The following is a 26,154-nucleotide window of genomic DNA, read 5'->3' on the forward strand; positions in this document are numbered from 1 at the left end:
CATCGAGTGAAGCCCTGGGTAACGGGCTGACGCCGCCACGATTGCCCAACTATGGTGCGCGGCAAGCGCACTTCCGCAACGCCATGCCGGATTCGTGGCGATCCCGCGAGAACGGCCGGTCGCTGCCGGTACGCACTGTCAGTGCGCGGTGTCACAGTGGAGTGGACGGCGCGGCAGGTGTCGCGTGGGAACGCACGGCGAGGCAACGGCGCACCACCCGGTGCGCGGGGCACGGCCCCTCCTCGCCACCGGGTTGCCACGTGCCGCCGACCGTGCCCGCCTGGGCCCGCTCCATCGTCCGTTGGGGGTGATCAGGGTCATGGCCGGTGCAGAAATGGCGCGTTCTCGCGCCTTGGCGGTGCTGCGCATCCGCGGCACCGCGCTCGGTGTGGCCCTGGTGCCCACCGCGGTCGCGGTGGTGCTGCTCTTCGGCGGTGCCACCGGGCGGATAGGCGGGTCGGGCACGGGTGCCTGGACGACGGTCCGCTGGATCGCCGTCGGCTGCGCGCTCGCCGTCCTGCTCGTCGCCGCCGCGGTGGCCGCCGTGCTCGTGCGGGCCAGCCCCGCGCAGAGCCCGACCGTCCCGGTCGACGAGTCGTCCGCCCCCGAGCTGTACCGGATGGTGCGTGACCTCGCCGAGCGGCTACAGGTGCCCGCCCCCTCGGCGATAGCCCTGACCCCGGACTGCGACAGCTGGCTCGAGGAGCGCCGCCCGGCCAGGACGGGCGCGGGTCCACGCCTGCCCCGGCCCCGCCGCCGGACCGAGGCCGTGGCTCCCGTCCTGGTGATCGGCTCCCCGTTCCTGTGGTGGATGCGGGTGGCCGAGCTGCGTGCCCTCCTCGCACCCGTCGTCGCCGGCACGGGGCCCGCCGCCGATGTGGAGGTGGCCGCCGCCCGCAGGTTCGTGCGCGGGCTCGACGCCGCCGTGGCCATCGCCACACCCCCGCCCCACGTCCCACGGGGCCGTCGGTGGGCGGCCCTGATGCGCAGGCCCGCCCTCGCCGTCCTCAGCTGGACCTCCCGGGCCCTGCTGCGGGCCTGCCGGGGCCATGCCGCCGAGATGGAGCGGGCGGTGGCCGCCTGGGCCTCCGAGCGCGCCCAGCAGGTCGACTACGGCCTGCGGATCGTGGCGCAGGAGCAGGTGGGTCTCGCCTACGCGGGCTGGGACCGGCTGCTGACGCGGGTGGCGCTGCCCGCCTGGCGCATCGGCCGCTGGCCGTCGCGGCTCGACGCGGGCGTGGTCGCGGCGCTGACCGAGCTGTCCCGCCGCGACCGGCTGGCCGAGGGGTTCGAGAGCCGCCTCGGCGAGCGCCCGGCCTGCGATCTGCTGGAGGAGCCGGGCCTGGTGGACGAGGCCGCCTCGCTCCTGGCGGCCAGGCTCTTCCACGGCGGCCCGGTCGAGCCGGGCCCGGACTGGTCGCCGGTCGGCTGGGACGACTACCCCGAGCAGGTGGTGGACCGGATCTGGCGCTCCGAGGCCGCCCGGCTCCACCGGGTCCTGGACGAGCTGGCGCCCGTGACGGTCGACGACTCCCGGGCCACGGTCGCCCGGGTGCTGGACCGGCTCGCGGGCGGCGGCGGCGCGGAGGACCTGGCGGCGAGCCTGATGGGCGCCGTGGCCAGGGAGGAGGCGGCCGGCCGGCCGACGGGGCCGGACGGCGCCGACGCCCCGGTGCTCGTACCCGTCTACCAGCTCCAGTCGCCCCGCACGGCGCGGGAGTTGCTGACCGAGCATGTGATCGCGATGGTGTGCTGCGCCGCCGTGGACACCGCGGGCGCCCGGCCGGGGCTGGACTGGCTCGACGGCCCGACCCTGCTCGTCGGTGGCGAGCGCCGCTCCGACCTGGCCTGGCCGGTGGGCCGCCTGGTCGAATACGGCGACGCGGCACCGCTGCGCTCCTGGCTGGGCCGTGCCGGGGTGCGCCTGGAGAAGCCGGTCCGGCTCGTGTAGGGCAGGGCACACCGCTGGGCGCACGGCCGGGCACACCGCTGGGCGCACCGCTGGGCGCACCGGCTGGGCGCACGGCCGGGCACACCGACTGGGGCCGACGCGGCGGGCGGGCTCGGCGACGGCCGCCCCGGCCCGCGGTGCAACAGATTCGCCACGAACAGTTACGGCTCTGGTGCTGATTGTGATGTGCTGGAGCCGGACGGGGGAAGCATGGGCAGGGCCGGGAGGCGACACGTCGTGGGTACGGAGATCCGGCGTTGGGAGTCGGGTGCGCTGGCGCACGCCGTCAGCGACCCGTTCGGACAGGGCCCTCTGCCCTGGCTGCGCGACAGCGAGCAGTACCTCGACGACAAGGGGCAGGTGGTGCCCTGGTACGCCCGGCCCGCCGACGGCCGGGCGGGCTCGACCGGCACCCACACCGAGCCCCGCACGGCCGACGACGTCCACCGCCAGATCAAAGGTTTCGCCTCCTCCGGCTCCGTGGCCCCGGGGGAGTCGATCGACTTCCGGATCACCGTCGATCCGCCGCAGCAGTTCAGCGTGGACGTCTACCGCATCGGCCACTACGGCGGGGACGGCGCCCGGCACATCACCGCGAGCCCGAGACTGTCGGGGATCGTGCAGCCGATGCCGCTCGTGGCCGGGCGGACCGTCTCCTGCCACCACTGGTGGCTGTCCTGGCGGCTCCAGATCCCCTCCTACTGGAGCAGCGGGGCGTACGTCGCCGTGCTCACCACCGCCGACGGATACCGCAGCCACATCCCGTTCACCGTCCGGGACGACCGGCCCGCCGACCTCTTGCTGGTCCTGCCGGACCTGACCTGGCAGGCGTACAACCTCTATCCCGAGGACGGCCGCACGGGGGCGAGCCTCTACCACGCCTGGGACGAGCACGGGCGGCTGCTGGGGGAGGACGAGGCCGCGGTCACCGTCTCGTTCGACCGCCCCTACGCGGGCGCGGGGCTGCCGCTCCACGTGGGCCATGCCTACGACTTCATCCGCTGGGCCGACCGGTGGGGCTACGACGTCGCCCACGCCGACACCCGGGACCTGCATGCCGGGCGGATCGATCCTTCGCGCTACCGCGGCCTGGTCTTCGCAGGTCACGACGAGTACTGGACCGCCCCGATGCGCAAGGCGGTCGAGCGGGCCAGGGATGCAGGAACGTCTTTGGTGTTCCTCTCCGCCAACACCATGTACTGGCAAGTGGAACTCGGCCCCTCCCCCTCGGGGGACCAGGACCGGCTTCTGCGGTGCCGCAAGCACCGCCGCGACCGGCGGGGCCGCTCGGCGCTGTGGCGGGAGGCCGGCATGCCCGAGCAGCTGTTGCTCGGCATCCAGTACGCCGGCCGGGTCCCCGAGCCCGCCCCCCTGGTCGTGCGGAACGCCGACCACTGGATGTGGGAGGCCACGGGTGCGGGGGAGGGAGACGAGCTGTCCGGGCTCGTCGCCGGGGAGGCCGACCGCTACTACCCGCGGACCGCCCTGCCCGAGTACCGGGGGCGGATCCTGCTGGCCCACTCCCCGTACGAGGACACCCAGGGGGTGCGCCGTCACCAGGAGACGTCGCTGTACCGCGCGCCCAGCGGAGCGCTGGTCTTCGCCGCGGGAACGTTTGCCTGGTCACCGGCGCTCGACCGCCCGGGTCACGTGGACGAGCGCATCCAGCGCACCACCGCCAACCTCCTGGACCGCCTCTGCAAGCGCGGCTAGCCCGCTCGCGGCCCGGATACGATCGCGCCATGGCCCGACCGATACCGTCCTGGATCGCCGTGACAGGTCTCACAGCGTCAGCGCTCGTCACGCTCTCCGTTCTCGCTTTCCAGGCGGACGGATCCCCGGCCGAACACTCCGCCGGGAAGGCGCGAACACCGAGCGCGGGACCCTCGCGTCCGAGCGGCAAGCCGCGCCCGCCGAAATCCCCCGCCGTTCCGGGGAAGTCGGGAACGGGAAAGCGGGTCGTCTATTCACTGAGCCAGGACCGGGCGTGGCTGGTGGATTCGACCGGAGCGCAGATCGCCACTTTCCCGGTGTGGCCGGGAACGCTGGATCCGGCACTGGGCGAACAGCGGGTCTACGCGAGGAAGGAGGCGACCACGGGAGGCGACGGCGTCGCCATTGAACATGTCGTATATTTCGGCACCGCCCGGGGGATCGGTTTCTCCGCCGCCGTGGACGGCTCGTCGCCGAAGCCGGTACCCGGCCGCAGGACGGGCGGCATACGGGTGCGCCCCGCCGAGGGCGACCGGCTCTGGAGGTTCTCCGCGGTGGGCACCACGGTCTTCGTGGTCCGCTGACCGCCCGGCGTCCCCTGACCGCCCGGCCCCGTACCGGCGGGCTTCACCTCGCGGGACTCACACCGCTGGATCATGTACCCGTCGTGGGGCTCCATACCATCGGGCGGGCCCAGAGGGGCCGTATACCGCTACGTAGGAGAGAATCGGTAGCGGCCCAGACGAGCGGGGAGGACACATGTCCGGATTTGTTGACAAACCCGAGCCTGTACAGGTCCCGGGCCTGGTGCATCTGCACACCGGGAAAGTGCGCGACCTCTACCAGAACGACGAGGGCGAGCTGGTGATGGTGGCCAGCGACCGGATGTCCGCGTACGACTGGGTGCTGCCCACCGAGATCCCGGACAAGGGGCGCGTCCTCACCCAGCTCTCCCTGTGGTGGTTCGACCAGCTCGCCGACCTGGTGACCAACCACATCATCCGGCCGCTCAACACGGTCGGGGAACTCCCCAAGGGCGCCCCGGCCGACTGGGCCGGGCGCACCACCGTGTGCCGCTCCCTGCGAATGCTCCCGGTCGAGTGCGTGGCCCGCGGCTACCTCACCGGCTCCGGCCTCGTCGAGTACAACCGCGACCGCACGGTCTGCGGCCTCGCCCTCCCCGAGGGCCTGGTCGACGGCTCGGAGCTGCCCGCGGCCATCTTCACCCCGGCGACGAAGGCCGAGGTCGGCGAGCACGACGAGAACGTCTCCTACGAGGAGGTCGCCCGCGAGGTCGGTGCCGAGACGGCCACCCAGCTGCGCCAGACCACCCTCGCCGTCTACGGGCGGGCCAGGGACATGGCGAGGGACCGCGGGATCGTGCTGGCGGACACCAAGTTCGAGTTCGGGCTCGACGGTGACACGCTCGTCCTGGCCGACGAGGTCCTCACGCCGGACTCGTCCCGCTTCTGGCCGGCGGAGCAGTGGGAGCCGGGCCGCTCCCAGCCGTCGTTCGACAAGCAGTACGTGCGCGACTGGCTGACGTCCGCCGAGTCCGGCTGGGACCGGGCGTCCGAGGTGCCCCCGCCCCCGCTGCCGAAGGACGTCGTGGAGCGCACCCGGGACAAGTACATCGAGGCGTACGAGCGCCTGACCGGCACTCCCTGGGCCTGAGCCACCCCCAATACGCACGCGCCGGGCCCCGCACCGGGCCCGGCGCGCCCGTCGCCCCCGCCCGCGGACCCGGGAACGGCCGTCCTTGGCCAGGGCGTTCTCCGGCGAGACGGTCCCCGGCGGCGCGATCCCCGGCGAGACGGTCCCCGGCAACGATGAAGGCCCCACTCGATCGAGTGGGGCCTTCGTATGTGGAGCGGACGACGGGATTCGAACCCGCGACCCTCACCTTGGCAAGGTGATGCTCTACCAACTGAGCCACGTCCGCATGGTGCCGCCGAGCGGATTCCCTCTCGGGGCCGCCGGTGCGAGGACTACTCTACCGGATCCTCCGGAGTGCTCGGGCGGTGCCCTTGCGGAGGCTCCCGGGAGGGAGTCAGAGCGGGTGACAGGGATTGCACACTGCGCCTCCCCCTTGGAAAGGGGGCGCTCTACTACTGAGCTACACCCGCGAGATCCGGTTCCACTTGCCTTGCGGCCCGTGTCCCCGGCGCGTGCCAGAACCATAGCGGATCAACCGGGGTGCCTGTCCAATCCGTTCAAGTGCGGTCCCCGCCCGCCATGTTGACGGTCGGGCGGGGGCCGCGCTCGGGCCGGTGGCGGGAAGTCAGCTCGCCTCGGCGAAAGCCTCGTAGACCTTCTTGGGGATGCGGCCGCGCGGGGGAACGTCCATCCCGTGGGAGCGGGCCCACGCGCGCACGGTGGCCGGGTCCGGCGCGACGGACGTCGTGCGGTACGCCCGGCCCGACTTGCTGCGGCGGCGGCCGGCACCGACGAAGGGGGCGAGCGCGTCACGCAATTTGTCGGCGTTGGCCGAGGAAAGGTCGATCTCGTACGTCTTTCCGTCGAGGCCAAAGGAGACCGTTTCTGCCGCTTCACCGCCGTCGATGTCGTCGAAGAGGGTGACCACTACGCGCTGAGCCATGGATGTCGGTCCTTATGGTCGGAGTATCCCGGTGTTTTCAATTGTCCAGGCGAACATATACCGCCGCATATTGCGGAGCCCAGTTCCCGGAAGGGAAAGATACGTTTACTTTGTGGTTTTCTACAGGGGTGGCACGGGGTGATGCCCAACTGTGATCAAGGTCCGGAGGGGAAGGCTCCCTCGAAGGGCCGGTACCCTGTGGGGACAGCCTCACGCACCACACCACCGGGAGTGCCAGTGGCACGCGTCGTCGTCGACGTCATGCTCAAGCCGGAGATTCTCGACCCCCAGGGCCAGGCGGTGCAGCGAGCACTGCCGCGCCTGGGTTTTGGAGGAATCTCCGATGTTCGACAGGGCAAGCGATTTGAACTCGAGGTGGAGGGGCCGGTCGATGATGCCGCCCTCGCCCGTATCCGTGAGATGGCGGAGACGTTCCTCGCGAACACTGTCATCGAAGACTTCGCCGTGAAGGTGGAATCGTGACCGCTCGTATCGGAGTAGTCACATTCCCCGGATCGCTCGACGACCGTGACGCCCAGCGCGCGGTCCGGCTCGCGGGCGCGGAACCCGTCGCCCTGTGGCACCGCGACCCCGATCTGCGCCAGGTCGACGCGGTGGTCCTGCCCGGCGGCTTCTCCTACGGCGACTATCTGCGCGCCGGCGCCATCTCGCGTTTCTCTCCGGTGATGGAGACGATCATTGCGGGAGCCAAGGACGGCCTTCCGGTCCTCGGTATCTGCAACGGCTTCCAGGTGCTCACCGAGTCGCACCTACTGCCCGGCGCCATGCTGCGCAACAATCATCTGCACTTCGTCTGCCGCGATCAGCGCCTGCGTATCGAGAACGCGGACACCGCCTGGACCAACGCGTACGAGCAGGACCAGGAGATCACCGTCCCGCTGAAGAACATGGACGGCCGCTACACCGCGGACGAGCGCACGCTGGACGAGCTGGAGGCGGAGGGACGGGTCATCGCCCGCTACCTCGACGTCAACCCCAACGGCTCGCTGCGCGACATCGCCGGTATCACGAACGAGGCCGGGAACGTGGTCGGCCTCATGCCGCACCCCGAGCACGCCGTCGAGCCGCTGACCGGCCCGACCACCGAAGGGCTCGGCTTCTTCGCCTCGATCCTGAAGCGACTGGTGGACGCATGACTCTCGAGACCGGAACGGCGAGTGAGCGACTGAGCGCCCCGTTCGGCGGCTATTGGACCACTGTCGCGCGAAGGAGCGAGCGAGCGTGACCCTTGACACCGGAACGGCGAGTGAGCGACTGAGCGCCCCGTTCGGCGGCTATTGGACCACTGTCGCGCGAAGGAGCGAGCGAGCGTGACCCTCGATACCGTGAAGAATGCCGAGCAGAGCCCGGNCGATACCGTGAAGAATGCCGAGCAGAGCCCGGACTCCGCGCAGCCGTGGGCCGAGCTCGGGCTCAAGCAGGACGAGTACGAGCGCATCCGCGAGATCCTCGGCCGCCGCCCGACCGGCGCCGAGCTGGCCATGTACTCGGTGATGTGGTCCGAGCACTGCTCGTACAAGTCCAGCAAGGTCCACCTCAAGCAGTTCGGCGAGAAGGCCCCCGAGAACGACGCCATGCTCGTCGGCATCGGTGAGAACGCGGGCGTCGTGGACGTCGGCCAGGGCTACGCCGTCACGTTCAAGGTGGAGTCCCACAACCACCCGTCCTACGTCGAGCCCTACCAGGGCGCGGCCACCGGCGTCGGCGGCATCGTGCGCGACATCCTCGCGATGGGCGCCCGTCCGGTCGCCGTCATGGACCCGCTGCGCTTCGGCGCCGCCGAGCACCCCGACACCAAGCGCGTCCTGCCGGGCGTCGTGGCGGGCATCGGCGGCTACGGCAACTGCCTGGGCCTGCCCAACATCGGCGGCGAGGTCGTCTTCGACGAGTGCTACCAGGGCAACCCCCTGGTCAACGCCCTGTGCGTGGGCGTGATGAAGCACGAGGACATCCACCTCGCCAAGGCCTCCGGCAGCGGCAACAAGGTCATCCTCTACGGCGCCCGCACCGGCGGCGACGGCATCGGCGGCGTCTCCGTGCTGGCCTCGGAGACCTTCGACGCCGCGGGCGACAGCGCCTCCGGCACGGGCAAGCCCGCCAAGCGGCCCGCCGTCCAGGTCGGCGACCCGTTCCAGGAGAAGCTCCTCATCGAGTGCACCCTGGAGGTCTTCAAGGAGAAGCTGGTCGCCGGCATCCAGGACCTCGGCGGCGCCGGCCTCTCCTGCGCCACCAGCGAGCTCGCCAGCGCGGGTTCGGGGGGCATGCGGGTGGAGCTGGACACCGTTCCGCTGCGCGACGCGACGCTCTCGCCCGAGGAGATCCTCATGAGCGAGTCGCAGGAGCGCATGTGCGCCATCGTCGAGCCCGACAAGGTCGACCGCTTCCTCGAGATCTGCGAGAAGTGGGACGTCATCGCCACCGTGATCGGTGAGGTCACCGACGGCGAGCGCCTGGAGATCTTCTGGCACGGCGAGCAGATCGTGGACGTCCCCCCGCGCAGCGTCGCCCACGAGGGCCCGACCTACCACCGCCCGTACGAGCGGCCGCGGTGGCAGGACGCGCTCCAGCAGGACGACGCCAACAAGCTGCCCCGCCCCGGGACCCCGGACGAGCTGCGGGCGGCGGTCATGGCGCTGGTCGCCTCCCCGAACCAGGCGTCCAAGTCCTGGATCACCGACCAGTACGACCGCTATGTGCTGGGCAACACCGTGCTGGCGCAGCCGGAGGACTCCGGCATGATCCGCGTGGACGACGAGACCAACCTCGGCGTCGCGGTGGCCACGGACGGCAACGGCCGCTACACCAAGCTCGACCCGTACGCGGGCGCGCAGCTCGCCCTGGCGGAGGCGTACCGCAATGTCGCCGCGTCCGGTGCGAAGCCGCTCGCCGTCTCGGACTGCCTGAACTTCGGCTCGCCGGAGGACCCCGCGGTCATGTGGCAGTTCGCCGAGGCCTGCCGGGGCCTGGCCGACGCCTGCCTGGAGCTCGGCACCCCGGTCACGGGCGGCAATGTCTCGCTCTACAACCAGACCGGCGCCGCCGCGATCCACCCGACCCCAGTGGTCGCGGTGCTCGGCGTGATCGACGACGTGACCCGCCGCACCCCGATCGGGTTCGCCTCGGAGGGCGATCTGCTCTACCTCCTCGGCGACACCAAGGAGGAGCTCGGCGGCTCAGCGTGGTCCCAGGTCGCCCACGGCCACCTCGGCGGGCTTCCGCCGGCCGTGGACCTCGACCGCGAACGGCTGCTGGCCGAGGTCCTGATCGCGGGCTCCAGGGACGGCATGCTCGAGGCCGCCCACGACCTGTCCGACGGCGGTCTGGTGCAGGCGCTGGTCGAAAGCTGCCTGCGCGGCGGCAGGGGCGCCAGGATCGTGCTCCCCGAGGGCGCCGACCCGTTCGTCGCCCTCTTCAGCGAGTCGACCGGCCGTGCCGTGGTGGCCGTGGCCCGCAGCGAGGAGCTGCGCTTCACCGACATGTGCCGGGCGAGGAACCTGCCCGCCACGCGGATCGGTGTCGTGGACGGCGACAGCCTCGACATCCAGGGCCAGTTCGCGATCGGCCTCGAGGACCTGCGCGAGGCCGGGGAGTCGACCATCCCCGCCCTGCTCGCCTGATCCGTCCGAGCCGACCTCGTCCGAGCCGACCTCGCCCGAGCCGGATGTCCATCGGCCCCGCTCCCGTTTACCGGGGCGGGGCCGACCCATGGAGGTCCGCGCTCGCTCAGCTCCAGAACTCGTCCTCGAGGTCGATGTCCTCGACGCACTCGTCGAGGTCGGAGATCTTCCCGCCGACGATGGTGAAGAAGATGCCGCCGCGCTGGTTGTAGCCGCGGCCGTCGCGCTCGGCCACGTTCCGGTGGACCGACATGACGTGTCCGCGCCCGTCGGCGAAGAGTCCTTCGAGTTCGCCCCGCATGTTGCCCTGGGTCATCTCGCCCATGCGCCGGTAGAGCGCCATGACGTTGTCGATGCCCTTGTGGTGTCCTGACAGCGGGTTGCTGCCGGGCACATGGTGGGCGCAGTCCCGCGTCATCATCGTGGCCAGCGTCTCCATGTCGCCCTTGTTGAACAGCTCGTAGCCCCTGCGTACCAAGGCGCAGTCCGGATGTTCAGCCATCACCACTCACACCCTTCGTTTCCAGGAACACTTCCTGAGATGTCAGCGTGTCCTGAGATATCAGCGTGTCCTGGGATGTCAGCTTTCATCCTTATCGTCCGCCTGGTTCGGTGAGGCTGTCCAGGTTCGGTGTCGCCCCGCCCCATTACGCTCCCCCTCATGCCGCCGCGTTCCCGCTCCTACGACCCCGACAGGACCCGCAAGGCCGTCCTCGCCCAGGCCCACGCCCTACGACAGGCGGCCAGGGGCCTGGACCCCGAGCGCTTCGCCGACCCGACCCGGCTCGGGGACTGGACGGTGGGCGAGCTGATCGTCCACATCGCCCTCCAGACCGAGGCGCTGCCGCGCGTCCTCGGGGAGGAGCCCGCGGCGGGGCCGGCCGATCTGTCCCCGGTGCGCTGGGCGCGGTCCACCGCCTCGCTCGCGGACCGCCTGGATGCCCAGACCCGCTCGGTCGCCGGGGAGACCCCGGACCCGGTGGCACGGCTGGACGCCGCCGTGGAGGAGCTGGACGGGGCCCTGGCGGGCCCCCTGCCCGACCGGCTGGTCCACATCTGGCCGGGGACGCTGCCCGTGGCCGACTTCGCCGTCACCCGGCTCGTGGAGCTGGTCGTGCACGCGGACGACCTGGCGGCGGCCACGGGCGTGGAGGTGGCGCTGGACCGGCAGGCGCTGGCGGCGGTGACCCGGCTGCTGGCCGACGCGTTCGCGGACAAGGCGCCCGGCGGAGCGGTGGAGCTGAGGGTGCCGCCGTTCGCCGTCGTGCAGTGCGTGGCCGGCCCCCGGCACACCCGCGGCACCCCGCCGAACGTCGTGGAGACCGACCCGCTGACCTGGCTCCGGCTCGCCTCGGGCCGCCTGTCCTGGGCCCGGGCCGCGGATGAGGCGCACATCACAGCCAGCGGCGAGCGCTCGGACCTCTCGGAGCTCCTCCCGGTCCTGGGGTAGCCCCGGCTTCGGGCCCGCGCCGGTCCGCTTCGGGCCTCCTCGCCGCCAACTCCCCGCCCTCTCGCGGCCCCTCGGGTGTGATCTGCGCTTCAATCGCGGCGGGCGGGACGCGAGATCGTTTCCGTGCTCACCAGCACTGCCACCGGTCGTCGCCCCGCCCGGACGGGCCCGGACGACCCCTGGGGCCCTTCCTCGTTCGGCCGACGTGCCGACCTGCCCTAGACTCGGTGACGTGCCACGTGGTGACGGACGACTCAACCACGATCTCCTCCCCGGCGAGAAGGGCCCCCAGGACGCTTGCGGCGTCTTCGGTGTCTGGGCTCCGGGCGAAGAGGTCGCCAAACTCACCTACTTCGGGCTGTACGCACTGCAGCACCGTGGACAGGAGTCCGCGGGAATCGCGGTGAGCAACGGCTCCCAGATCCTCGTCTTCAAGGACATGGGCCTGGTCTCCCAGGTCTTCGACGAGACCTCCCTCAGCTCGCTCAGCGGACATCTGGCCATCGGCCACGCCCGCTACTCGACGACCGGTGCCTCGGTCTGGGAGAACGCCCAGCCGACCTTCCGCGCGACGGCGAACGGCTCGATCGCCCTCGGTCACAACGGCAACCTGGTCAACACCGCCGAGCTCGCCGAGCTCGTGGCCGAGCTGCCCACCTCGGGCGGACGCGCGGCCCAGGTGGCGGCGACCAACGACACCGACCTGGTGACCGCCCTGCTGGCGGGCCAGACCGACGAGGACGGCAAGCCGCTCCCCATCGAGGACGCCGCGCTGCGCGTCCTGCCCAAGGTCAAGGGCGCCTTCTCCCTCGTCTTCATGGACGAGCACACCCTCTACGCCGCCCGCGACCCGCAGGGCATCCGCCCACTGGTCCTCGGCCGCACCGAGCGCGGCTGGGTGGTGGCCTCCGAGACGGCGGCGCTGGACATCGTCGGAGCCTCCTTCGTCCGCGAGATAGAGCCGGGCGAACTCGTGGCGATCGACGAGGACGGCCTGCGGGCCTCCCGGTTCGCCGACGCCAAGCCCAAGGGCTGCGTCTTCGAGTACGTCTACCTCGCCCGCCCCGACACCGACATCGCGGGCCGCAATGTCTACCTCTCGCGCGTCGAGATGGGCCGCAGGCTGGCCAAGGAGTCCCCTGCCGAGGCCGATCTGGTCATACCGACGCCGGAGTCCGGGACGCCCGCCGCGGTCGGATACGCCGAGGCCAGTGGGATCCCCTACGGCTCCGGTCTGGTCAAGAACAGCTATGTGGGCCGTACCTTCATCCAGCCCAGCCAGACCATCCGGCAGCTCGGCATCAGGCTCAAGCTCAACCCGCTGAAGGAAGTCATCCGGGGCAAGCGCCTCGTCGTCGTCGACGACTCGATCGTGCGCGGCAACACCCAGCGCGCTCTGGTGCGGATGCTCCGCGAGGCCGGCGCCGCCGAGGTGCACATCCGGATCTCCTCCCCGCCGATCAAGTGGCCGTGCTTCTTCGGCATAGATTTCGCCACTCGCGCGGAGCTGATCGCCAACGGCCTCAGCGTCGAGGAGATCGGCAAGTCGCTCGGCGCGGACTCCCTCGCCTACATCTCGATCGACTCGATGGTCGCGGCGACCACGATCGCCAAGCCGAACCTGTGCCGTGCCTGCTTCGACGGGGAGTACCCCATCGACCTGCCGGACCCCGAACTGCTCGGCAAGCACCTGCTCGAGTCCGAGGCCGCCGCCCCCGCCCGAACCGACGTGGACGGCGTCGCCGGCCTGCTCGGCGGCCCCGGGGCGTCGGACGCGCTGCGCCGCCCGTAGCCGACCCCCGCACAACGACACCCGAAAGAGCACTCTCGTGTCCGAGACTCCTGGTTCGAATCCCGGCTCGACTCCCGGTTCGACCTCTGGCTCCAGCTACGCCGCCGCAGGCGTCGACATCGAGGCGGGCGACCGCGCCGTCGAGCTCATGAAGCAGTGGGTGGGCAAGGCGACCCGTCCCGAGGTCGTGGGCGGCCTCGGCGGCTTCGCCGGGCTCTTCGACGCCTCCGCCCTGCGGTCCTACGAGCGGCCCCTGCTGGCCACCTCCACGGACGGTGTGGGCACCAAGGTCGCCATCGCCCAGCGGATGGACAAGCACGACACCATCGGCCGGGACCTCGTGGGCATGGTCGTGGACGACCTGGCGGTGTGCGGCGCCGAGCCGCTGTTCATGACCGACTACATCGCGACCGGCAAGGTCCACCCCGAGCGGATCGCGTCCATCGTCAAGGGCATCGCCGAGGGCTGTGTGCTGGCCGGATGCGCCCTGGTCGGCGGTGAGACGGCCGAGCACCCGGGCCTGCTGGATCCGGACGAGTACGACGTCGCCGGCGCCGGTACGGGCGTCGTGGAGGCCGACCGGGTCCTCGGCGCGGACCGTATCCGATCAGGTGACGCGGTGATCGCGATGGCCGCCTCGGGACTTCACTCGAACGGGTACTCGCTGGTCCGCCATGTCTTCTTCGACCGGGCCGGCTGGAGCCTGGACCGCGAGGTCCCGGAGTTCGGCCGCACCCTCGGCGAGGAACTCCTGGAGCCGACCAGGATCTACTCGCTGGACTGCCTCGCGCTCGCCCGCACCACCGAGGTCCACGCGTTCTCGCACATCACCGGCGGGGGCCTGGCGGCCAACCTGGCCCGGGTCGTTCCCGACCACCTCAGCGCCCGCCTCGACCGCGGCACCTGGACCCCCTCCCCGGTGTTCACCATGGTCGGGGAGCTCGGCGGCGTGGAGCGGCTGGAGCTGGAGAGGACCGTGAACATGGGCGTCGGCATGGTGGCCGTGGTCCCCCAGGAGTCGGTGGACGTGACCCTGTCCGTGCTGGCCGACCGCGACGTCGAGGCATGGGTGCTCGGCGACGTCGTCGACCGCTCCGACACCGCACCCGAGGCCGCGGCGCTCAGCGGCGACCACCCGGCCGGGGCATAACCCGGTCAGGACCGGGTCGGGCCGCGCCCGGTACGGAGGCACGACGAAACCCGGTCCTGGGCAAATGCCCCGGACCGGGTCCGTGAGAGACAATCCCTCGCGACTCAGGCGCGACGACGGTTGGAGCCGGACTCGCCGTCCCCGTAGTCGTCGTCATCATCGTCGTCGTAGTACGCGGCGTACGCCGCGTACGGGTCGTCGTCCAGCTCGTCATCGTCATGCACCGGCTCGTTGTTCACCGGCTGCGATGTCGATGCGCCCAGCTCTTCGGCCAGGCGGGAAAGGTCCGTCCCACCGCTGTTGTACTTCAGCTGGCGGGCGACCTTCGTCTGCTTGGCCTTGGCCCGGCCGCGCCCCATGGCTCGACCCCCTCAACGACGGGGCTCGACGGCCCCGAGTCTGACACGCGTTCATGATCTGGAACGGTCCCTCGAAGGAAAGACCGGTCCGTAGGCCACCAACGGTACCTGCTTCCGAGGCCGTACGGTACGCCGCCCGCACGACCACGGGGTCGGCGGGTACCGAATCCGGCCCCGTTCCCGCTGGTCAGCACCGATTTTACGGTCTTGGCCCGCGCAACGCGGCCGGACTCGTCCCGTTCCGTCCACGACCCCCGTTCGGACGGCCCCCGATCAGCCCCCGACCCGGCGCCCTCCGGTCCGGCGGCACCGGTCAGACGGGCAGGATCCACGTGTCGGCGGGCACCCGCTCGGCCATGCGGGCCTCGGCCAGGCGGTCGGCGGCCACCGCTGGCGGCACCCCGTCGGCCTCCGCGCGGGCGAAGATCGCCAGCGTCGTGTCGAAGATCTTGGCCGCCTTGGCCTTGGCGCGGTCGAAGTCGAAGCCGTGGACCTCGTCCGCGACCTGGATCACACCTCCGGCGTTGACCAGGTAGTCGGGCGCGTAGAGGATCCCGCGGTCGGCCAGGTCCTTCTCGACCCCCGGGTGGGCCAGCTGGTTGTTGGCCGCGCCGCAGACGATCGTCGCCGTCAGGGCGGGGACCGTGGAGTCGTTGAGCGCGCCTCCGAGGGCGCACGGCGCGTACACGTCCAGGTCGGCGCGGATCAGCCGCTCGGCGTCCGCCACGGCGGCCACCTGCGGGTGCTTGGCCCGGATGCGGTCGACCGCCTCGTCGCGCACATCGGTGATCACGATCTCGGCGCCGTCCTCCACCAGGTGCTTGACCAGGTAGTGGCCCACCTTGCCGACGCCCGCGATGCCGACCCTGCGGCCGCGCAGCGTCGGGGCGCCCCACCGTGCCCGGGCGGAGGCGCGCATGGCCTGGAAGACACCGAACGCGGTCAGGACCGAGGAATCGCCGGCGCCGCCGTTCTCGGGCGAGCGGCCGGTCGTCCAGGCGCACTCGCGAGCGATGACGTCCATGTCGGCCACGTAGGTGCCGACATCGCAGGCAGTGAAGTAGCGGCCGCCGAGAGAGGCGACGAAGCGCCCGTAGGCGAGCAGCAACTCCTCGCTCTTGACCGTGTCCGGGTCCCCGATGATGACGGCCTTGCCGCCACCGTGGTCGAGCCCGGCCAGGGCGTTCTTGTAGGACATGCCCCGCGAGAGGTTCAGCGCGTCCTCCAGCGCCTCGTCCTCCGAGGCGTAGGGGTAGAAACGCGTGCCGCCGAGCCCGGGGCCGAGCGCGGTGGAGTGGATGGCGATGACCGCCTTGAGGCCGCTGGCGCGGTCCTGGCAGAGCACTACCTGCTCGTGGCCGCCCTGCTCGGATGTGAACAGCCGGCTGACCACGCTGTCGGCCTGACGTACGTCGGTCACGGTGGTGACTCCCGATGTCGAGAAGGTGTCCCGCCAGGGGTTGGGGCGGGAAGGATGCGCACAGCGTAGAACCTGGGGTCCGCGTGCTGTGACGAGTGGCCCGGATCGCTCTCCAGGAACCCCTGCCACGTGCGACGATGCTGACGGCCCTTACTTGAGGCACTAGGGAGTGAGCGCGTGGCGCAGTCGTCAATCGCGGTGCCGTACAACGCATACCTGCGTGTCTACGAGCCCCTGGCGGCCTTCCCGGAGCCCGAGCGCTCGCACTGGTACGGATACGCGACGGCGGCCGATGTGCCGACCGCCCAGGACGAGATGCGGCAGTCGCTGGCGGATCTCGTCCCGATGCCGCCGATGCCCGTTCCCGTACACGAGAGCCGGGACGCCTTCGTGGCCTTCGTCGACGGGGTCACCCACATCTGCCCGTGGCGCACGAGGCTGCGGTCCTGGCTGGCGCTCGAGGAGCTCAAGCAGCAGTTCTCCCCTCCGGTGCTGGACGCCGTGCTGCCGCCCGTGGTGCGGGTGCAGGTGGAGTCCGACTACGAGCGCTGGCGCGAGCGCAACCCCGATGTGCGGCCGTGGATCCTCTCCAGCACCTGGCATGTGCCGGTGCGCTGGTTCGTGCTCTTCGGGGACGAGGAGCGGGAGTTCCAGCCGGGGCGGCTGGAGGCCGAGGAGGGGACGGAGGAGTCCGGGAAGGCCTCCGAGAACGGCAAGCGGCGCTCCGGGCCCGTGCTGCGGTACCGCACGCCGATGGTGCAGGCCAGGCGCCGGGTGGCTCGGGGGCTGAAGGTGCTCAAGGAGACGATGGACGAGGGGCCGCTGATCGAGGGGCTGGTCGAGGTCGGGCGGTGGCTGGAGGACTTCCATCCCCGGTCCCTGGTCGAGCTGGACTACGGCGGACTGGTCCACGCGATCCCGGAGGACGCGCTGGAGCGGGACCGCTCGGCGGCCGATGTGGCGGAGGGGCTGGCCGCGCTCCGGGAGAGCGACGGGGTGCGGGCGGGGGCCGCGTACGAGCGTCTGACGGAGCGGTGGCGCACGATCCGCGAACTGCAGTTCGCCAGCTGAACGGGGTCTCCGGAGCCGGGCGAGGGGCGGGCGGAGGGCGTGGGCAGGGACATCGGCGGGGACGTCGGCGGGGCTTCCCGGGCGGGTCGGGCCGTCCGGGGCTGTTCCGGGGGGACGTTTGTCCCGTTCCGGGTATAGCGGCCCTAAGCGTGACGGAGAGCACTCGAGGACATCTGGTTAGCAGCGCTTCACATGTGCCAAAGTAGGACAAGCGACCTCGGGAACGGGGCTTCCATCCACTTTCGAGTGGATTGATCTACGTTCGACACCTTTAGGGGGGATGGGGGCCTGTGGGCCCGCTGTGACTGATCGTTACCTTTGGGTGACCGTCCGTTATGGCACGGTCCATCGGCATCCGCCGAGGTTGCGCACCTGAGGGGTCAATTCCATCGGTTTGGCCGATGGGGCTGGACAGATGGTGTAGTTGTAGTGCCGAGGACAAGCCGTTCGTCCTATTACCGACTCGGCTCGCGTGCGCCATTTCGGGCATCGCGGGTCAAGGTGCAGAATTTGAAGGAAAGAACCGTGTTGGTTCGGTTCTCCCGAGGAGGCCGCTCATGACCGCTCGCACCCCTGATGCCGAGCCGCTGCTGACCCCGGCTGAGGTCGCCACCATGTTCCGCGTTGACCCGAAAACGGTCACGCGCTGGGCAAAGGCAGGCAAGCTCACGTCGATCCGCACGCTCGGCGGGCACCGCCGCTACCGCGAGGCGGAGGTCCGCGCTCTGCTGGCGGGCATTCCCCAGCAGCGCAGCGAGGCCTGACACCCCTTCCGAGGCGTGTCGTCGGGTCCCCCAAACCCGTAGCACCCGCCCCGGACCGGGCGCCCAGTATCCAACTGGGGCAGTCCAATCAGGGCTTTCAACGAGAGATCGCATCGGACTCCGCCGGGTCCGCTGCGGTCTCTCGTGTGTTTTGCCGAGTTCCACCGGCTTCCACAGGCTCCGGGTACTTGACCCCCGGGGCCTTTCGCATGAGGGGTCCATGCCCGGTGCGGTGGCTGGCACTCCGGTTGGAATCCGGCCTTCCATGGGTGCAATCCGGCCAAGTAGGGAGCGTTCCCACAGCAGTGTAATTGCATATATTAAATTGATGGTGCTGGAGGGGTGGGGGAGTTCCCAGGTAATCAAAACTCATTTCGTGACGCCGGTCACACCTTCGCGGACGGTCGGCCGAGGGGCGCTCGGGGATCTCCAGGGCACCGAGGACGCCGTCGGGGCGCGCCGGGGCTCGCGGTGACGGTTCAGAGCGGGTTCACCCTTCCCCTGCCGCGCGACGGGTCGGCTCGAGCGCCCTGTCGAGGGGGCCGGGTGCCCCCCGGGGGCGCTCCAGAGGTACAGGCGGCTCCAGGGGCACAGGCGGCTCCAGAGGTCCGGAGGACTCCACGGCGTCGTCGGCGTCCTCCGGCGGCTCGGCCGGCAGCAGCATCGCCAACCGGTGCAGTCGGTGGCAGACGGCGCAGTGACGGGTCAGGTGGCCGCCGTCAGCGGCGGCCGACAGGTGCGCGCGCAGTAACGCCCGGGTCTCGTGCCTGGCGGACCCCATCTCACCCCTCCGACTCCCCCGCGGTCAATCACTCAATGTGATCGTCCAATCGCCCTTGGCGAACAGCTAGCCACGGTGCGGGGGTCTGCGTCAAGGGCGGGAGCCGAGAAACGACGAACGGCCCGGATCCCCAAGGGAATCCGGGCCGAATCACTGCGGTCCTGACGGGATTTGAACCCGCGGCCTCCACCTTGACAGGGTGGCGAGCACTCCAAACTGCTCCACAGGACCTGGTGTTGCGCGAGCCGCGCAGTGGCCAGGGCCGGGGTCGAACCGGCGACCTTCCGCTTTTCAGGCGGACGCTCGTACCAACTGAGCTACCTGGCCGATGCCCGGTCGCCCGGGCACTGGGAAAGAGCATACCGGATGGGGTGGAGTGCCTCCGAACGCATATGTGCCGTCGGCGCGGGCCGGTCTAACGGCCGTTCCGGGGCGGGAGAGCGGTGCCTCGAGGGCACAGGGCGACGGCGAGCGCGGCTGCGGCCGCGTAGCCGACGGCGGGCAGCACCACGAAGGCGAGCGCGGGGCGGTGACGGGCCCCGGTGGCCTCCTGGGCGAGCCAGCCGAGCGCGAGGACGGTCCATGGCGCCAGGAGGGCGGTCGCGCCCGCCAGGCGCACCCCGGCCACCTGAAGGGCGGGCCACGCCAGCAGCGCCGCCACCCCGGCCAGCACGAGCGCGGTCGTCCCGTCGGTGGTGCCCGGGCGGCTGTTGACCCCCTCGGTGGCGATGGCGGCGACGAAGAGCACCCCGATGAACGCCCCGGCACCGGCGGCCCGCAGCGCGGGCCCGAGGAAGCGCCACCACGGCGCCCCGCCACTGGGGGAAGGGACGGGGGAGGGGGCAGGGGTGCAGGAGGTGGGAGCCAAGATCACCACCTCCCCCGAGACGTACGGCCCACGGCCACGCCCTCGGATTTGACGCCGGTTCGGAGGCCATGGCCGACGCCCCGGCCGAGCGGCGGCGCGGCGCCGGGAGCCGCCTCGGCAGCGGCCGCCCCCGCTGCCGTGTGTACGGCCCTGCCGACCGTCCCGGCCCTGCCGACCGTCCCGCCCCTGTCGGCCGACGCCGTGTCCGGGCGCGTTGCCGCTGCCTTGGCGGCGGTCCTGTCGGCCGTCCTGGCCGGCGTGTTCGGGGATGCCTCCGGGAAGGCGTAGGTACGGGGCGCCCGGGCGGCGGTGCTCACTACCAGGCGGGGGCTCGGGCCGCCGAGGTCGGTGATCCTCAGACGGAGGCCGGCCGTCCTGCCCGATCGGTGGTGACGGTCGAACACGCCGAGGGTGCCGCGTGTGGCGGACTTCACTACGGCTCTCGGTCCGCCCCTCCCGTTCGTCAGGTCGATCTTGCCGCCGCTGATCGGCACCGACTTCTCGGCGGCGCTCTTGCCCACCGCGCCCACCACCGCGCCCTCCACCGCGGCGCCGCCCCCGTGGTCGGCCCGGGCGGTCGTGGGCAGGACAACGGCCGCTCCGAGCGCCACCACCGCCACGGCGGCACGCGGCGCGCGCCTGCTCCTGCTCTTCCCGTTGGGCATCCGTTCTCCTGATCGTGGTCGGCCGGCGGCCCTTCACGACAACGTTAAATGTCGGGTATTGCAGTGCTCGCTAGGTTATGTAACAGAACGACAGCAGCCGCCCGTCGTCCGTGCTTCGGCACCACGCCCCCATCCGCTCCCCGGGACGGTTTACTGGGGATCATGCCGCCGTTGTCCACCATGTCCGCCCCCCGGCGAGCCCGGGCGGCCTGTGCATTGCTCGTCACCGCGGCGGTCGCCGCCGTACTGGCGGGCTGCGGAGCCCCCGGCGAGCTGCGCAGCTCCGGGCCGACCCCCGGCGCCTCCGCCCCCGTCAGGCTCTGGCCCGACCACACCCCCTCGCCGCCTCCGCCTCCGCCCGGCGACGCTCCGGCGAACCGGCCCTCACGCGTGAACGGTGTCCCCGAGGTGCCCTCGGACGACATCCGCGACGCCAACGCCCTCAGGATCGTGCAGAGGGACGTCGCGGACACGCAGAACGTCACCGGCTCCGACGCCCTCGACGACCAGACGCGGCAGCGGGTGCGGGACTGCCCCGAGGACTGCCCGGTCCGCACCCCCGCCTACCACGACCTGACCGGGGACGGGAAGGCCGATCTGATCGTCGCCATCGACATGGACGCGGGTTATCTTTCGGTGCGCGCCTACGCCCTCCGGAACAAGAAGGTGGTGCGGATCCTGTCCACCGTGGACGTCTCCTCTGCGGTCGAGGTCTCCGACCAGCAACTGACCATGCGCTCACCCGACCAGGCGGCGGGCTTCGAGAACGCCACCTTCTACGGCTGGGACGGCTGGAACAAGGGCATGGTCTACCTCGGCAACCTCCTGCTGGAGGTCAAGCCCGCCCCCACCCCCTCGCGCAAGGCGCCCACCTCGCCGAACGCCGCCCCGGGCCCCACCAAGGCCCCTCGCACCGAAACCACGGTCCCCCCCGTCCTGCCCTCGGCGGCGCCACGATGACCAAGCACCGCCACGGCCGGCTGCGGCCCCGCATTCCCTCCTTCACGGCGACCCTCTACTGGAAGTTCGCCGTGACCATCGCCGGTGTCGCCTGCCTGGTCGCCGTCGTGCTCAGCCTGCTGGTGCACAACTCCGCCGCCCGCCAGAACGCCGACTTCGCGCGCAAGGAGGCCCTGGCCAGGCTCGACAGCGCCGCCGACAACTACTCGTTCGGCGACCCGCTCGAGTCCTACGCGGGCGTGGACCCGCCGGACCTGCCGTCGAGCCTGCGCAGCGTCGCCCTGCACGGAGGGCGCGGCACGATGCTCGGCCATTACAAGGGCCGGTCCACGATGTGGGCGGCGGGCCCCGCGGACGGCAAGGCGCTCGCTGTCCGCGTCGACTACGCCCAGTCCGAGAAGGCCATCTCCAGCCTGGACCGGGCCATCGCGGGCTCCGCCGTCCTGGCCGTGGGCATCACCGCACTCGCCGGTCTGTTCGCCGCCTCCCGCATCAGCCGCAGGCTCCACGACACCGCTCAGGTCGCCCGCCGGATAAGCGCCGGTGACCTGGACGCCCGGGTCGGCAAGGGGTGCACCTCGTCGCGCCCCGAACGGGCGCACGACGAGGTGACCGCCGTCGCCCACGCCCTGAACTCCATGGCCTCCGCGCTCCAGAGCCGGATCAAGACCGAGCAGCGCTTCACCGCCGACGTCGCCCATGAGCTGCGCACCCCGCTCACCGGTCTGCACGCCGCCGCCGAGCTCCTGCCCCCCGGCCGTCCCACCGAGCTGGTCCGCGACCGCGTCCAGGCCCTGCGCCGTCTCACCGAGGACCTGCTGGAGATCTCCCGCCTCGACGCACGTGTGGAGCAGGCGAACCTCGACATGCACCGCCTCGGCCCGCTGGTCTCGCAGGCCGTCTTCAGTACGGGCCTCGACGCCGAGGTGCACGTGGTGGAGGACGCGGTGCTGGAGACCGACCGGCGCCGCCTCGACAGGATCATCGGCAATCTCATCGCCAACGCCCACCGGCACGGCAGCCCACCGGTCGTCGTGACCGTGCACGGGTCCCTCATCAGCGTGCGCGACCACGGTGACGGCTACCCGGACGATCTTCTGGACCACGGACCGCAGCGGTTCCGTACCGAGTCCACGGCCTCGGGCAAGAAGGGCCACGGCCTGGGCCTGACCATAGCCGTCGGCCAGGCGCAGGTCCTCAACGCGGATCTGCACTTCTCCAACGCCCCCGACGGCGGCGCCGTGACCACGCTCGTCCTGAGATCGGTTCCCGGCCTCGCGGACGAGGTCGGGAACGACGAGACCTGGAGAGGCGAGACGTAGCGGGACGAGGCGTAGCGGGACGAGACGTGGACAGTCGAGACGTGGACAGTCGAGGCGTGGGGGCTCACGGAGGGACGAGACGTAAGGGGCTCATGGAGAACCGCGGGAACGCAGCGAGCCCCGGGCCACTGGCCCGAGGCTCACTCGACTGCGGTCCTGACGGGATTTGAACCCGCGGCCTCCACCTTGACAGGGTGGCGAGCACTCCAAACTGCTCCACAGGACCTGGCGCAGGCGCTAACGCCTGAACAGGATGGTACGTGCCCCCAACGGGATTCGAACCCGTGCTACCGCCTTGAAAGGGCGGCGTCCTGGGCCACTAGACGATGAGGGCTGGTGGCCTTCCTGGCGTTTGTTGCCGCCGGGGACGTGAGAAGCATATGGGATGCCGGGGGTTTCGCCAAAACGGGTTTGCCCAGGCCCGGCCGCGCCCCGGAAGGGCACCGGGGAGGGGGCTCACCAGGGGGCTCACGGCTGCCCTTCCGAGCGGGGCATCGCCGCCTTCTCGTTCTCCTTCGGCAGGTGCCGGGTGATCTCCGCCTTGGCCAGCCCCAGGCCGCCGAGCGTGATGTCGTCCCAGGCCTGGAGCCGGTGGGTGTCCCGGTCCATGTAGAGCACGGATGTCTGCACCTTCTGCGGCTCGTCGCTCTCCACCGCCCGCAGGCCCCCACCGCCCGTAGTGCCCTGTACGAACAGCCGGGTGCCCCGGCGCAGGACGGTCGTGTCCCGCTGGTGGGTGTGCCCGGCGAGGGCGAGGGGCACCACGCCATCGGTCTCCTCGGCCGCCACCGGGTTGTGCGTGATCGCCACATCGACCCGGCCGTCCCTGGTCCGGATGGCGTCCGCGAGCCGGCGCCCGGCGCCCCGTTCCGCCGGGTCCCCCTCCGCCCGTACCGACCGGTCGGGGGTGAACTGCGGGTCGCCGATCCCCGCGATCCTCAGCCCGGCGACGCTCACCACGTCCCCGTTGTCCACCACGTGCGCGCCCTTGCGGGTCGCCATGGCCTCCTGGGTGGACATGGAGTCGTGGTTGCCGCGCACCCATACATAGGGCGCGCCCAGGTCGGGGACGGCCTCGGTGAACTTGTTCTCGGCCGCCGTCCCGTGATCCATCGTGTCGCCGGTGTCGATGATCACGTCCACCTTGTAGTCGGCCACTATCGACCGGATCAGGTTCCAGGCCGTGGGGTTGAGGTGGATGTCGGACACATGGAGCACCCGCAGGGTCGTCGGGTCCGGGGTGTAGGCGGGCAGGGACGAGGTCGTGTCGTAGAGCTTGGTGACATTCGTGACCAGCCGGGCGAGCTCCTGCCGGTAGACGTCGAAGTTCGTGGCGATGCTGCGGGCGTTGCCCACCACCGAGGGGGCGCTGCTGAGCAGCCCCGAGTAGCGCGGCTCAAGCACCGATTTCGGATTCCAGGTGGCCCAGGCGGTCACCCCGCTGGCCGTGAGCAGGGCCAGGGCGAGAGCGCCCGCGGCCATCGCCCGGCGGGGCCTGCGGTAGACGACCAGGCCGACGGCGGTGGCCCCGGCGACGACGGCGGCCGAGGAGCGGACCGCCAGGTTCACCGCGTTGCCCCGGACGTCCCCCGCCACTTCCTCGTCCAGACCCTCGAGGCGTTCGGGGTGGTTGACGATGGCGCCGGCTCGCACGGGGTCGAGCCGCCGCACATCCACGTCGAGGCGGACGGGCGCGTGATGGGTGTCCAACTCCAGGGCGCCCAGCGGGGGAACGTTGACGTCGGTGCCCCCGCTGAACGACGGGTGCAGCGACATCCGCGTATCCACCGGGCCCACGGGCGCGTGCACCGCGCCGACCACGACGAGGCCGAGCCACGCCCCGACAAGGGTGACGGCCGCGAGGACCAGGGCACGGCGCAACGGTGGCTGGTCCGGTTCGAGTTGGACCTCGGGTCCGAGTCGCACTGGCGCCATTGCCGACCCATGCCCAGCCGCAGGGCGGTTATGCGGGTGTGTCGGGGCCCTCGGTCCCGCAGAATGGCGCTGTGCTGGAGATGACGCGGGAAGAGTTCGAAGAGCTGGTCGGGGAGGCCCTCGACCGCATCCCCCCTGAGCTGACACGGCTCATGGACAACGTGGCGGTGTTCGTCGAGGACGAGCCGGCCCCCGAGGACCCCGAGCTGCTCGGACTGTACGAGGGGACCCCCCTGACCGAGCGCGGCGAGTGGTACGCGGGGGTGCTTCCGGACCGCATCACCATCTACCGCAACCCCACGCTGCGCATGTGCGCCACCCGCGAGGAGGCGATCGAGGAGACCGAGATCACCGTCGTCCACGAGATCGCGCACCACTTCGGCATCGACGACGAGAGGCTGCACGCGCTCGGGTACGGGTGAGCGGGGCGGTCGGCTCGGCCTTGCCACGGGGGCGGCGCCGCCGGGGGAGGACCGCAGCCCTCAGAGCGCGGAGCCGAGGGCCCAGCCCGCAGCCGCCGCGCCCAGGCCCACGGCCAGGCTCACGCCGACGTTGGCCGCCGCCTGCCCGTTGGCGCCCGACTCGATCAGCCGCAGCGTCTCGTAGCCGAAGGTGCTGAACGTCGTCAGCGCTCCGCACAGCCCCGTGCCGATCAGGAGCCGCAGATCGGGCGAACCCGCCCGCAGCACCACGCCGAGGACGAGCGACCCCACGATGTTGACCGTGAACGTCCCCCAGGGGAATCCCGACGCGGTCCGGGCGCTCACCCAGCGGTCGGTCAGATAGCGCAGCGGCGCCCCCACGGCCGCGCCGAGGGCGACGAGAAGGACGTTCACGAGCCCTCGCCGCCGGACGCCGGACCACCGGGGGTACGGCGGCCGGGTGCGTCGTGGCCGCCGGGTGTGTAGTGGATGACGTCCACGTCGTCGATGGTGATCGTGCCGCGCTCCAGGATCTCGTCGAGCTGCGGCAGGAACGCGTCGATCGCCTCGGCCGTGTCCACGATGAGCACCGCGACGGGCAGCCCGCCACTGAGGCTGAGGATGCGGCTGGTGTGCACGCGGTGGGAGGCGCCGAACCCCTCGAAGCCGCGCAGCACCGTGGCCCCGGCGAGCCGGGCCCGGTGCGCCCGGTGGACGATCTCCGCGTAGAGCGGGCGGTGGTGCCAGGTCGCCTGCTCGCTGACGAAGACGGTGACGCGGCGACCGCGGTGGTGTTCCTTCACGGCTGGGCTCCTTCGGGCAGTTCTTCCTGGTCTTCCCGATCGTCCGGCGTGGCGTTTCCCCCGCGCGCCGCTCTGCGCAGCAGCGCCCGGGTCGCCGCCGTCCCCAGCCAGACCCCGGCGAGGCCCGCGAGGACGCTGCCGAGGCAGTAGAAGGCGGCGGTGGCGGCTGCGCCTTCTGCGAGGAGGGCCCGGATGTCGGCCATGTAGGCGGAGAAGGTGGTGAAGCCGCCGAGGACGCCGATGCCGAGGAAGGGGCGGACCAGGCGGTGCGGGGGCGGGCCCTCGTTGACCGCTGCCATCAGCACGCCGATCAGCAGGCAGCCGAGGGCGTTGATGCCGAAGACCGTCCACGGGTAGTGGCCGGGGCGCGTGGGCAGGACCTCGGTGGCGCCGTAGCGGGCGAGCGTCCCGAGCACACCGCCGAGCGCCACCGCGGCGAGTACGGGCCACTGGGAGGGATGTCCTGGTCTTGCCGCAGCCATGGACAGACT

The 26,154-nt window shown here is 71.4% G+C and carries 26 protein-coding genes and 6 tRNA genes; 15 read left to right on the forward strand and 17 right to left on the reverse strand.

Going from position 1 to position 26,154, the window contains the following annotated elements; translation table 11 throughout:
- The first annotated feature begins 319 nt into the window (after positions 1 to 319).
- From IEY86_RS08960 to IEY86_RS08975, 4 genes are all read left to right on the forward strand, one after another.
- Positions 320 to 1,951, forward strand: a complete 1,632-nt coding sequence (locus IEY86_RS08960) for a hypothetical protein (RefSeq protein ID WP_189131006.1) — start codon at positions 320 to 322, stop codon at positions 1,949 to 1,951.
- A gap of 237 nt (positions 1,952 to 2,188) precedes the next feature.
- The gene (locus IEY86_RS08965; RefSeq protein WP_189131007.1) at positions 2,189 to 3,664 is read left to right on the forward strand and encodes a N,N-dimethylformamidase beta subunit family domain-containing protein; all 1,476 of its coding nucleotides are present in this window, start codon (positions 2,189 to 2,191) and stop codon (positions 3,662 to 3,664) included.
- A gap of 29 nt (positions 3,665 to 3,693) precedes the next feature.
- The gene (locus tag IEY86_RS08970) at positions 3,694 to 4,248 is read left to right on the forward strand and encodes a hypothetical protein (protein WP_189131008.1); all 555 of its coding nucleotides are present in this window, start codon (positions 3,694 to 3,696) and stop codon (positions 4,246 to 4,248) included.
- 175 nt (positions 4,249 to 4,423) lie between these two features.
- Positions 4,424 to 5,338: a phosphoribosylaminoimidazolesuccinocarboxamide synthase gene (locus tag IEY86_RS08975; protein ID WP_189131009.1), complete on the forward strand. Its 915-nt coding sequence runs from the start codon at positions 4,424 to 4,426 to the stop codon at positions 5,336 to 5,338.
- A 192-nt stretch (positions 5,339 to 5,530) separates the two neighbouring features.
- Here the strand turns inward: IEY86_RS08975 and IEY86_RS08980 are convergent.
- The 3 genes from IEY86_RS08980 to IEY86_RS08990 form a co-directional block, all read right to left on the reverse strand.
- Positions 5,531 to 5,606 (reverse strand) — tRNA-Gly (locus IEY86_RS08980).
- A 112-nt stretch (positions 5,607 to 5,718) separates the two neighbouring features.
- Positions 5,719 to 5,790 (reverse strand) — tRNA-Gly (locus IEY86_RS08985).
- A gap of 155 nt (positions 5,791 to 5,945) precedes the next feature.
- A complete protein-coding gene (locus IEY86_RS08990; protein ID WP_189131010.1) occupies positions 5,946 to 6,263 on the reverse strand; it encodes a histone-like nucleoid-structuring protein Lsr2 in 318 nt (105 codons plus the stop codon).
- Between the two features lie 237 nt (positions 6,264 to 6,500).
- Here IEY86_RS08990 and purS point away from each other — a divergent pair, with 237 nt between their 5' ends.
- The 3 genes from purS to purL all read left to right on the forward strand — a co-directional run bounded on the left by purS (position 6,501) and on the right by purL (position 9,901).
- Complete coding sequence (gene purS / locus IEY86_RS08995) at positions 6,501 to 6,746, forward strand: phosphoribosylformylglycinamidine synthase subunit PurS (protein ID WP_189131011.1); 246 nt, start codon at positions 6,501 to 6,503, stop codon at positions 6,744 to 6,746.
- Positions 6,743 to 7,420: a phosphoribosylformylglycinamidine synthase subunit PurQ gene (gene purQ, locus IEY86_RS09000; RefSeq protein ID WP_189131012.1), complete on the forward strand. Its 678-nt coding sequence runs from the start codon at positions 6,743 to 6,745 to the stop codon at positions 7,418 to 7,420. The genes purS and purQ overlap by 4 nt, the downstream gene beginning before the upstream one ends.
- A gap of 189 nt (positions 7,421 to 7,609) precedes the next feature.
- Positions 7,610 to 9,901, forward strand: a complete 2,292-nt coding sequence (purL, locus tag IEY86_RS09005) for a phosphoribosylformylglycinamidine synthase subunit PurL (RefSeq protein ID WP_189131104.1) — start codon at positions 7,610 to 7,612, stop codon at positions 9,899 to 9,901.
- A gap of 106 nt (positions 9,902 to 10,007) precedes the next feature.
- On the opposite strand, the gene IEY86_RS09010 is transcribed toward purL, so the two are convergent.
- Positions 10,008 to 10,403 (reverse strand): nuclear transport factor 2 family protein, encoded by a 396-nt coding sequence (locus IEY86_RS09010; protein WP_189131013.1) that lies wholly within the window; start codon positions 10,401 to 10,403, stop codon positions 10,008 to 10,010.
- Positions 10,404 to 10,562: 159 nt separating this feature from the next.
- On the opposite strand from IEY86_RS09010, the gene IEY86_RS09015 reads away from it, so the two are divergent.
- The 3 genes from IEY86_RS09015 (at position 10,563) to purM (ending at position 14,293) form a co-directional block, all read left to right on the forward strand.
- Entirely contained in the window at positions 10,563 to 11,351 is a 789-nt protein-coding gene (locus IEY86_RS09015; RefSeq protein WP_189131014.1) for a maleylpyruvate isomerase family mycothiol-dependent enzyme, read from the forward strand.
- Positions 11,352 to 11,583: 232 nt separating this feature from the next.
- The gene (purF, locus tag IEY86_RS09020; RefSeq protein WP_189131015.1) at positions 11,584 to 13,143 is read left to right on the forward strand and encodes an amidophosphoribosyltransferase; all 1,560 of its coding nucleotides are present in this window, start codon (positions 11,584 to 11,586) and stop codon (positions 13,141 to 13,143) included.
- 37 nt (positions 13,144 to 13,180) lie between these two features.
- Positions 13,181 to 14,293, forward strand: coding sequence for a phosphoribosylformylglycinamidine cyclo-ligase (gene purM / locus IEY86_RS09025; protein WP_189131016.1), 1,113 nt, complete (start codon positions 13,181 to 13,183; stop codon positions 14,291 to 14,293).
- A gap of 104 nt (positions 14,294 to 14,397) precedes the next feature.
- Here the strand turns inward: purM and IEY86_RS09030 are convergent, their stop codons facing one another.
- Together IEY86_RS09030 and IEY86_RS09035 are read right to left on the reverse strand one after the other, a co-directional pair.
- A complete protein-coding gene (locus IEY86_RS09030) occupies positions 14,398 to 14,652 on the reverse strand; it encodes a DUF3073 domain-containing protein (protein WP_189131017.1) in 255 nt (84 codons plus the stop codon).
- 313 nt (positions 14,653 to 14,965) lie between these two features.
- Positions 14,966 to 16,072 (reverse strand): Leu/Phe/Val dehydrogenase, encoded by a 1,107-nt coding sequence (locus IEY86_RS09035; protein ID WP_189131018.1) that lies wholly within the window; start codon positions 16,070 to 16,072, stop codon positions 14,966 to 14,968.
- A 177-nt stretch (positions 16,073 to 16,249) separates the two neighbouring features.
- On the opposite strand from IEY86_RS09035, the gene IEY86_RS09040 reads away from it, so the two are divergent.
- On the forward strand, positions 16,250 to 17,143 hold the full coding sequence (locus IEY86_RS09040) for a DUF8083 family protein (protein ID WP_189131019.1): 894 nt from the start codon (positions 16,250 to 16,252) through the stop codon (positions 17,141 to 17,143).
- A 557-nt stretch (positions 17,144 to 17,700) separates the two neighbouring features.
- Complete coding sequence (gene bldC / locus IEY86_RS09045) at positions 17,701 to 17,907, forward strand: developmental transcriptional regulator BldC (protein ID WP_003949541.1); 207 nt, start codon at positions 17,701 to 17,703, stop codon at positions 17,905 to 17,907.
- A 490-nt stretch (positions 17,908 to 18,397) separates the two neighbouring features.
- Here the strand turns inward: bldC and IEY86_RS09050 are convergent, their stop codons facing one another.
- The 5 genes from IEY86_RS09050 to IEY86_RS09070 all read right to left on the reverse strand — a co-directional run bounded on the left by IEY86_RS09050 (position 18,398) and on the right by IEY86_RS09070 (position 20,221).
- Positions 18,398 to 18,688, reverse strand: coding sequence for a DUF6274 family protein (locus tag IEY86_RS09050; RefSeq protein ID WP_189131020.1), 291 nt, complete (start codon positions 18,686 to 18,688; stop codon positions 18,398 to 18,400).
- Between the two features lie 156 nt (positions 18,689 to 18,844).
- Positions 18,845 to 18,919: transfer RNA gene (locus tag IEY86_RS09055), tRNA-Asp, on the reverse strand.
- Between the two features lie 22 nt (positions 18,920 to 18,941).
- Positions 18,942 to 19,015, reverse strand: a tRNA-Phe gene (locus tag IEY86_RS09060).
- Positions 19,016 to 19,103: 88 nt separating this feature from the next.
- The gene (locus IEY86_RS09065; protein WP_189131021.1) at positions 19,104 to 19,556 is read right to left on the reverse strand and encodes a hypothetical protein; all 453 of its coding nucleotides are present in this window, start codon (positions 19,554 to 19,556) and stop codon (positions 19,104 to 19,106) included.
- Positions 19,557 to 19,558: 2 nt separating this feature from the next.
- Positions 19,559 to 20,221, reverse strand: coding sequence for a hypothetical protein (locus IEY86_RS09070; RefSeq protein ID WP_189131022.1), 663 nt, complete (start codon positions 20,219 to 20,221; stop codon positions 19,559 to 19,561).
- 171 nt (positions 20,222 to 20,392) lie between these two features.
- Here IEY86_RS09070 and IEY86_RS09075 point away from each other — a divergent pair, with 171 nt between their 5' ends.
- Positions 20,393 to 21,181, forward strand: coding sequence for a hypothetical protein (locus IEY86_RS09075; protein WP_189131023.1), 789 nt, complete (start codon positions 20,393 to 20,395; stop codon positions 21,179 to 21,181).
- Positions 21,178 to 22,503, forward strand: coding sequence for an ATP-binding protein (locus IEY86_RS09080; protein ID WP_189131024.1), 1,326 nt, complete (start codon positions 21,178 to 21,180; stop codon positions 22,501 to 22,503). Before IEY86_RS09075 ends, IEY86_RS09080 begins: the two co-directional genes overlap by 4 nt.
- Before the next feature lie 151 nt (positions 22,504 to 22,654).
- On the opposite strand, the gene IEY86_RS09085 is transcribed toward IEY86_RS09080, so the two are convergent.
- The 3 genes from IEY86_RS09085 to IEY86_RS09095 form a co-directional block, all read right to left on the reverse strand.
- Positions 22,655 to 22,729, reverse strand: a tRNA-Asp gene (locus tag IEY86_RS09085).
- A gap of 35 nt (positions 22,730 to 22,764) precedes the next feature.
- A tRNA-Glu gene (locus tag IEY86_RS09090) sits at positions 22,765 to 22,837 on the reverse strand.
- Between the two features lie 134 nt (positions 22,838 to 22,971).
- Positions 22,972 to 24,438, reverse strand: coding sequence for a metallophosphoesterase family protein (locus tag IEY86_RS09095; RefSeq protein WP_189131025.1), 1,467 nt, complete (start codon positions 24,436 to 24,438; stop codon positions 22,972 to 22,974).
- A gap of 71 nt (positions 24,439 to 24,509) precedes the next feature.
- Between IEY86_RS09095 and IEY86_RS09100 the strand changes: the two genes are divergently transcribed.
- Positions 24,510 to 24,860, forward strand: a complete 351-nt coding sequence (locus tag IEY86_RS09100; protein WP_189131026.1) for a metallopeptidase family protein — start codon at positions 24,510 to 24,512, stop codon at positions 24,858 to 24,860.
- Between the two features lie 60 nt (positions 24,861 to 24,920).
- On the opposite strand, the gene crcB is transcribed toward IEY86_RS09100, so the two are convergent.
- The 3 genes from crcB to IEY86_RS09115 are packed head-to-tail and all read right to left on the reverse strand — an operon-like array spanning position 24,921 to position 26,145.
- Positions 24,921 to 25,274 carry a fluoride efflux transporter CrcB gene (crcB, locus tag IEY86_RS09105; protein WP_189131027.1) on the reverse strand — a complete coding sequence of 118 codons (354 nt, stop codon included), beginning with the start codon at positions 25,272 to 25,274 and terminating at the stop codon, positions 24,921 to 24,923.
- Positions 25,271 to 25,663, reverse strand: coding sequence for a DUF190 domain-containing protein (locus IEY86_RS09110; protein ID WP_189131028.1), 393 nt, complete (start codon positions 25,661 to 25,663; stop codon positions 25,271 to 25,273). The genes crcB and IEY86_RS09110 overlap by 4 nt, the downstream gene beginning before the upstream one ends.
- Positions 25,660 to 26,145, reverse strand: a complete 486-nt coding sequence (locus IEY86_RS09115; protein WP_189131029.1) for a fluoride efflux transporter FluC — start codon at positions 26,143 to 26,145, stop codon at positions 25,660 to 25,662. The genes IEY86_RS09110 and IEY86_RS09115 overlap by 4 nt, the downstream gene beginning before the upstream one ends.
- Positions 26,146 to 26,154: the final 9 nt, after the last annotated feature.

Origin of the sequence: Wenjunlia tyrosinilytica (assembly GCF_014646055.1) — a bacterium.
GTDB classification, from domain to species: Bacteria; Actinomycetota; Actinomycetes; order Streptomycetales; family Streptomycetaceae; genus Wenjunlia; species Wenjunlia tyrosinilytica.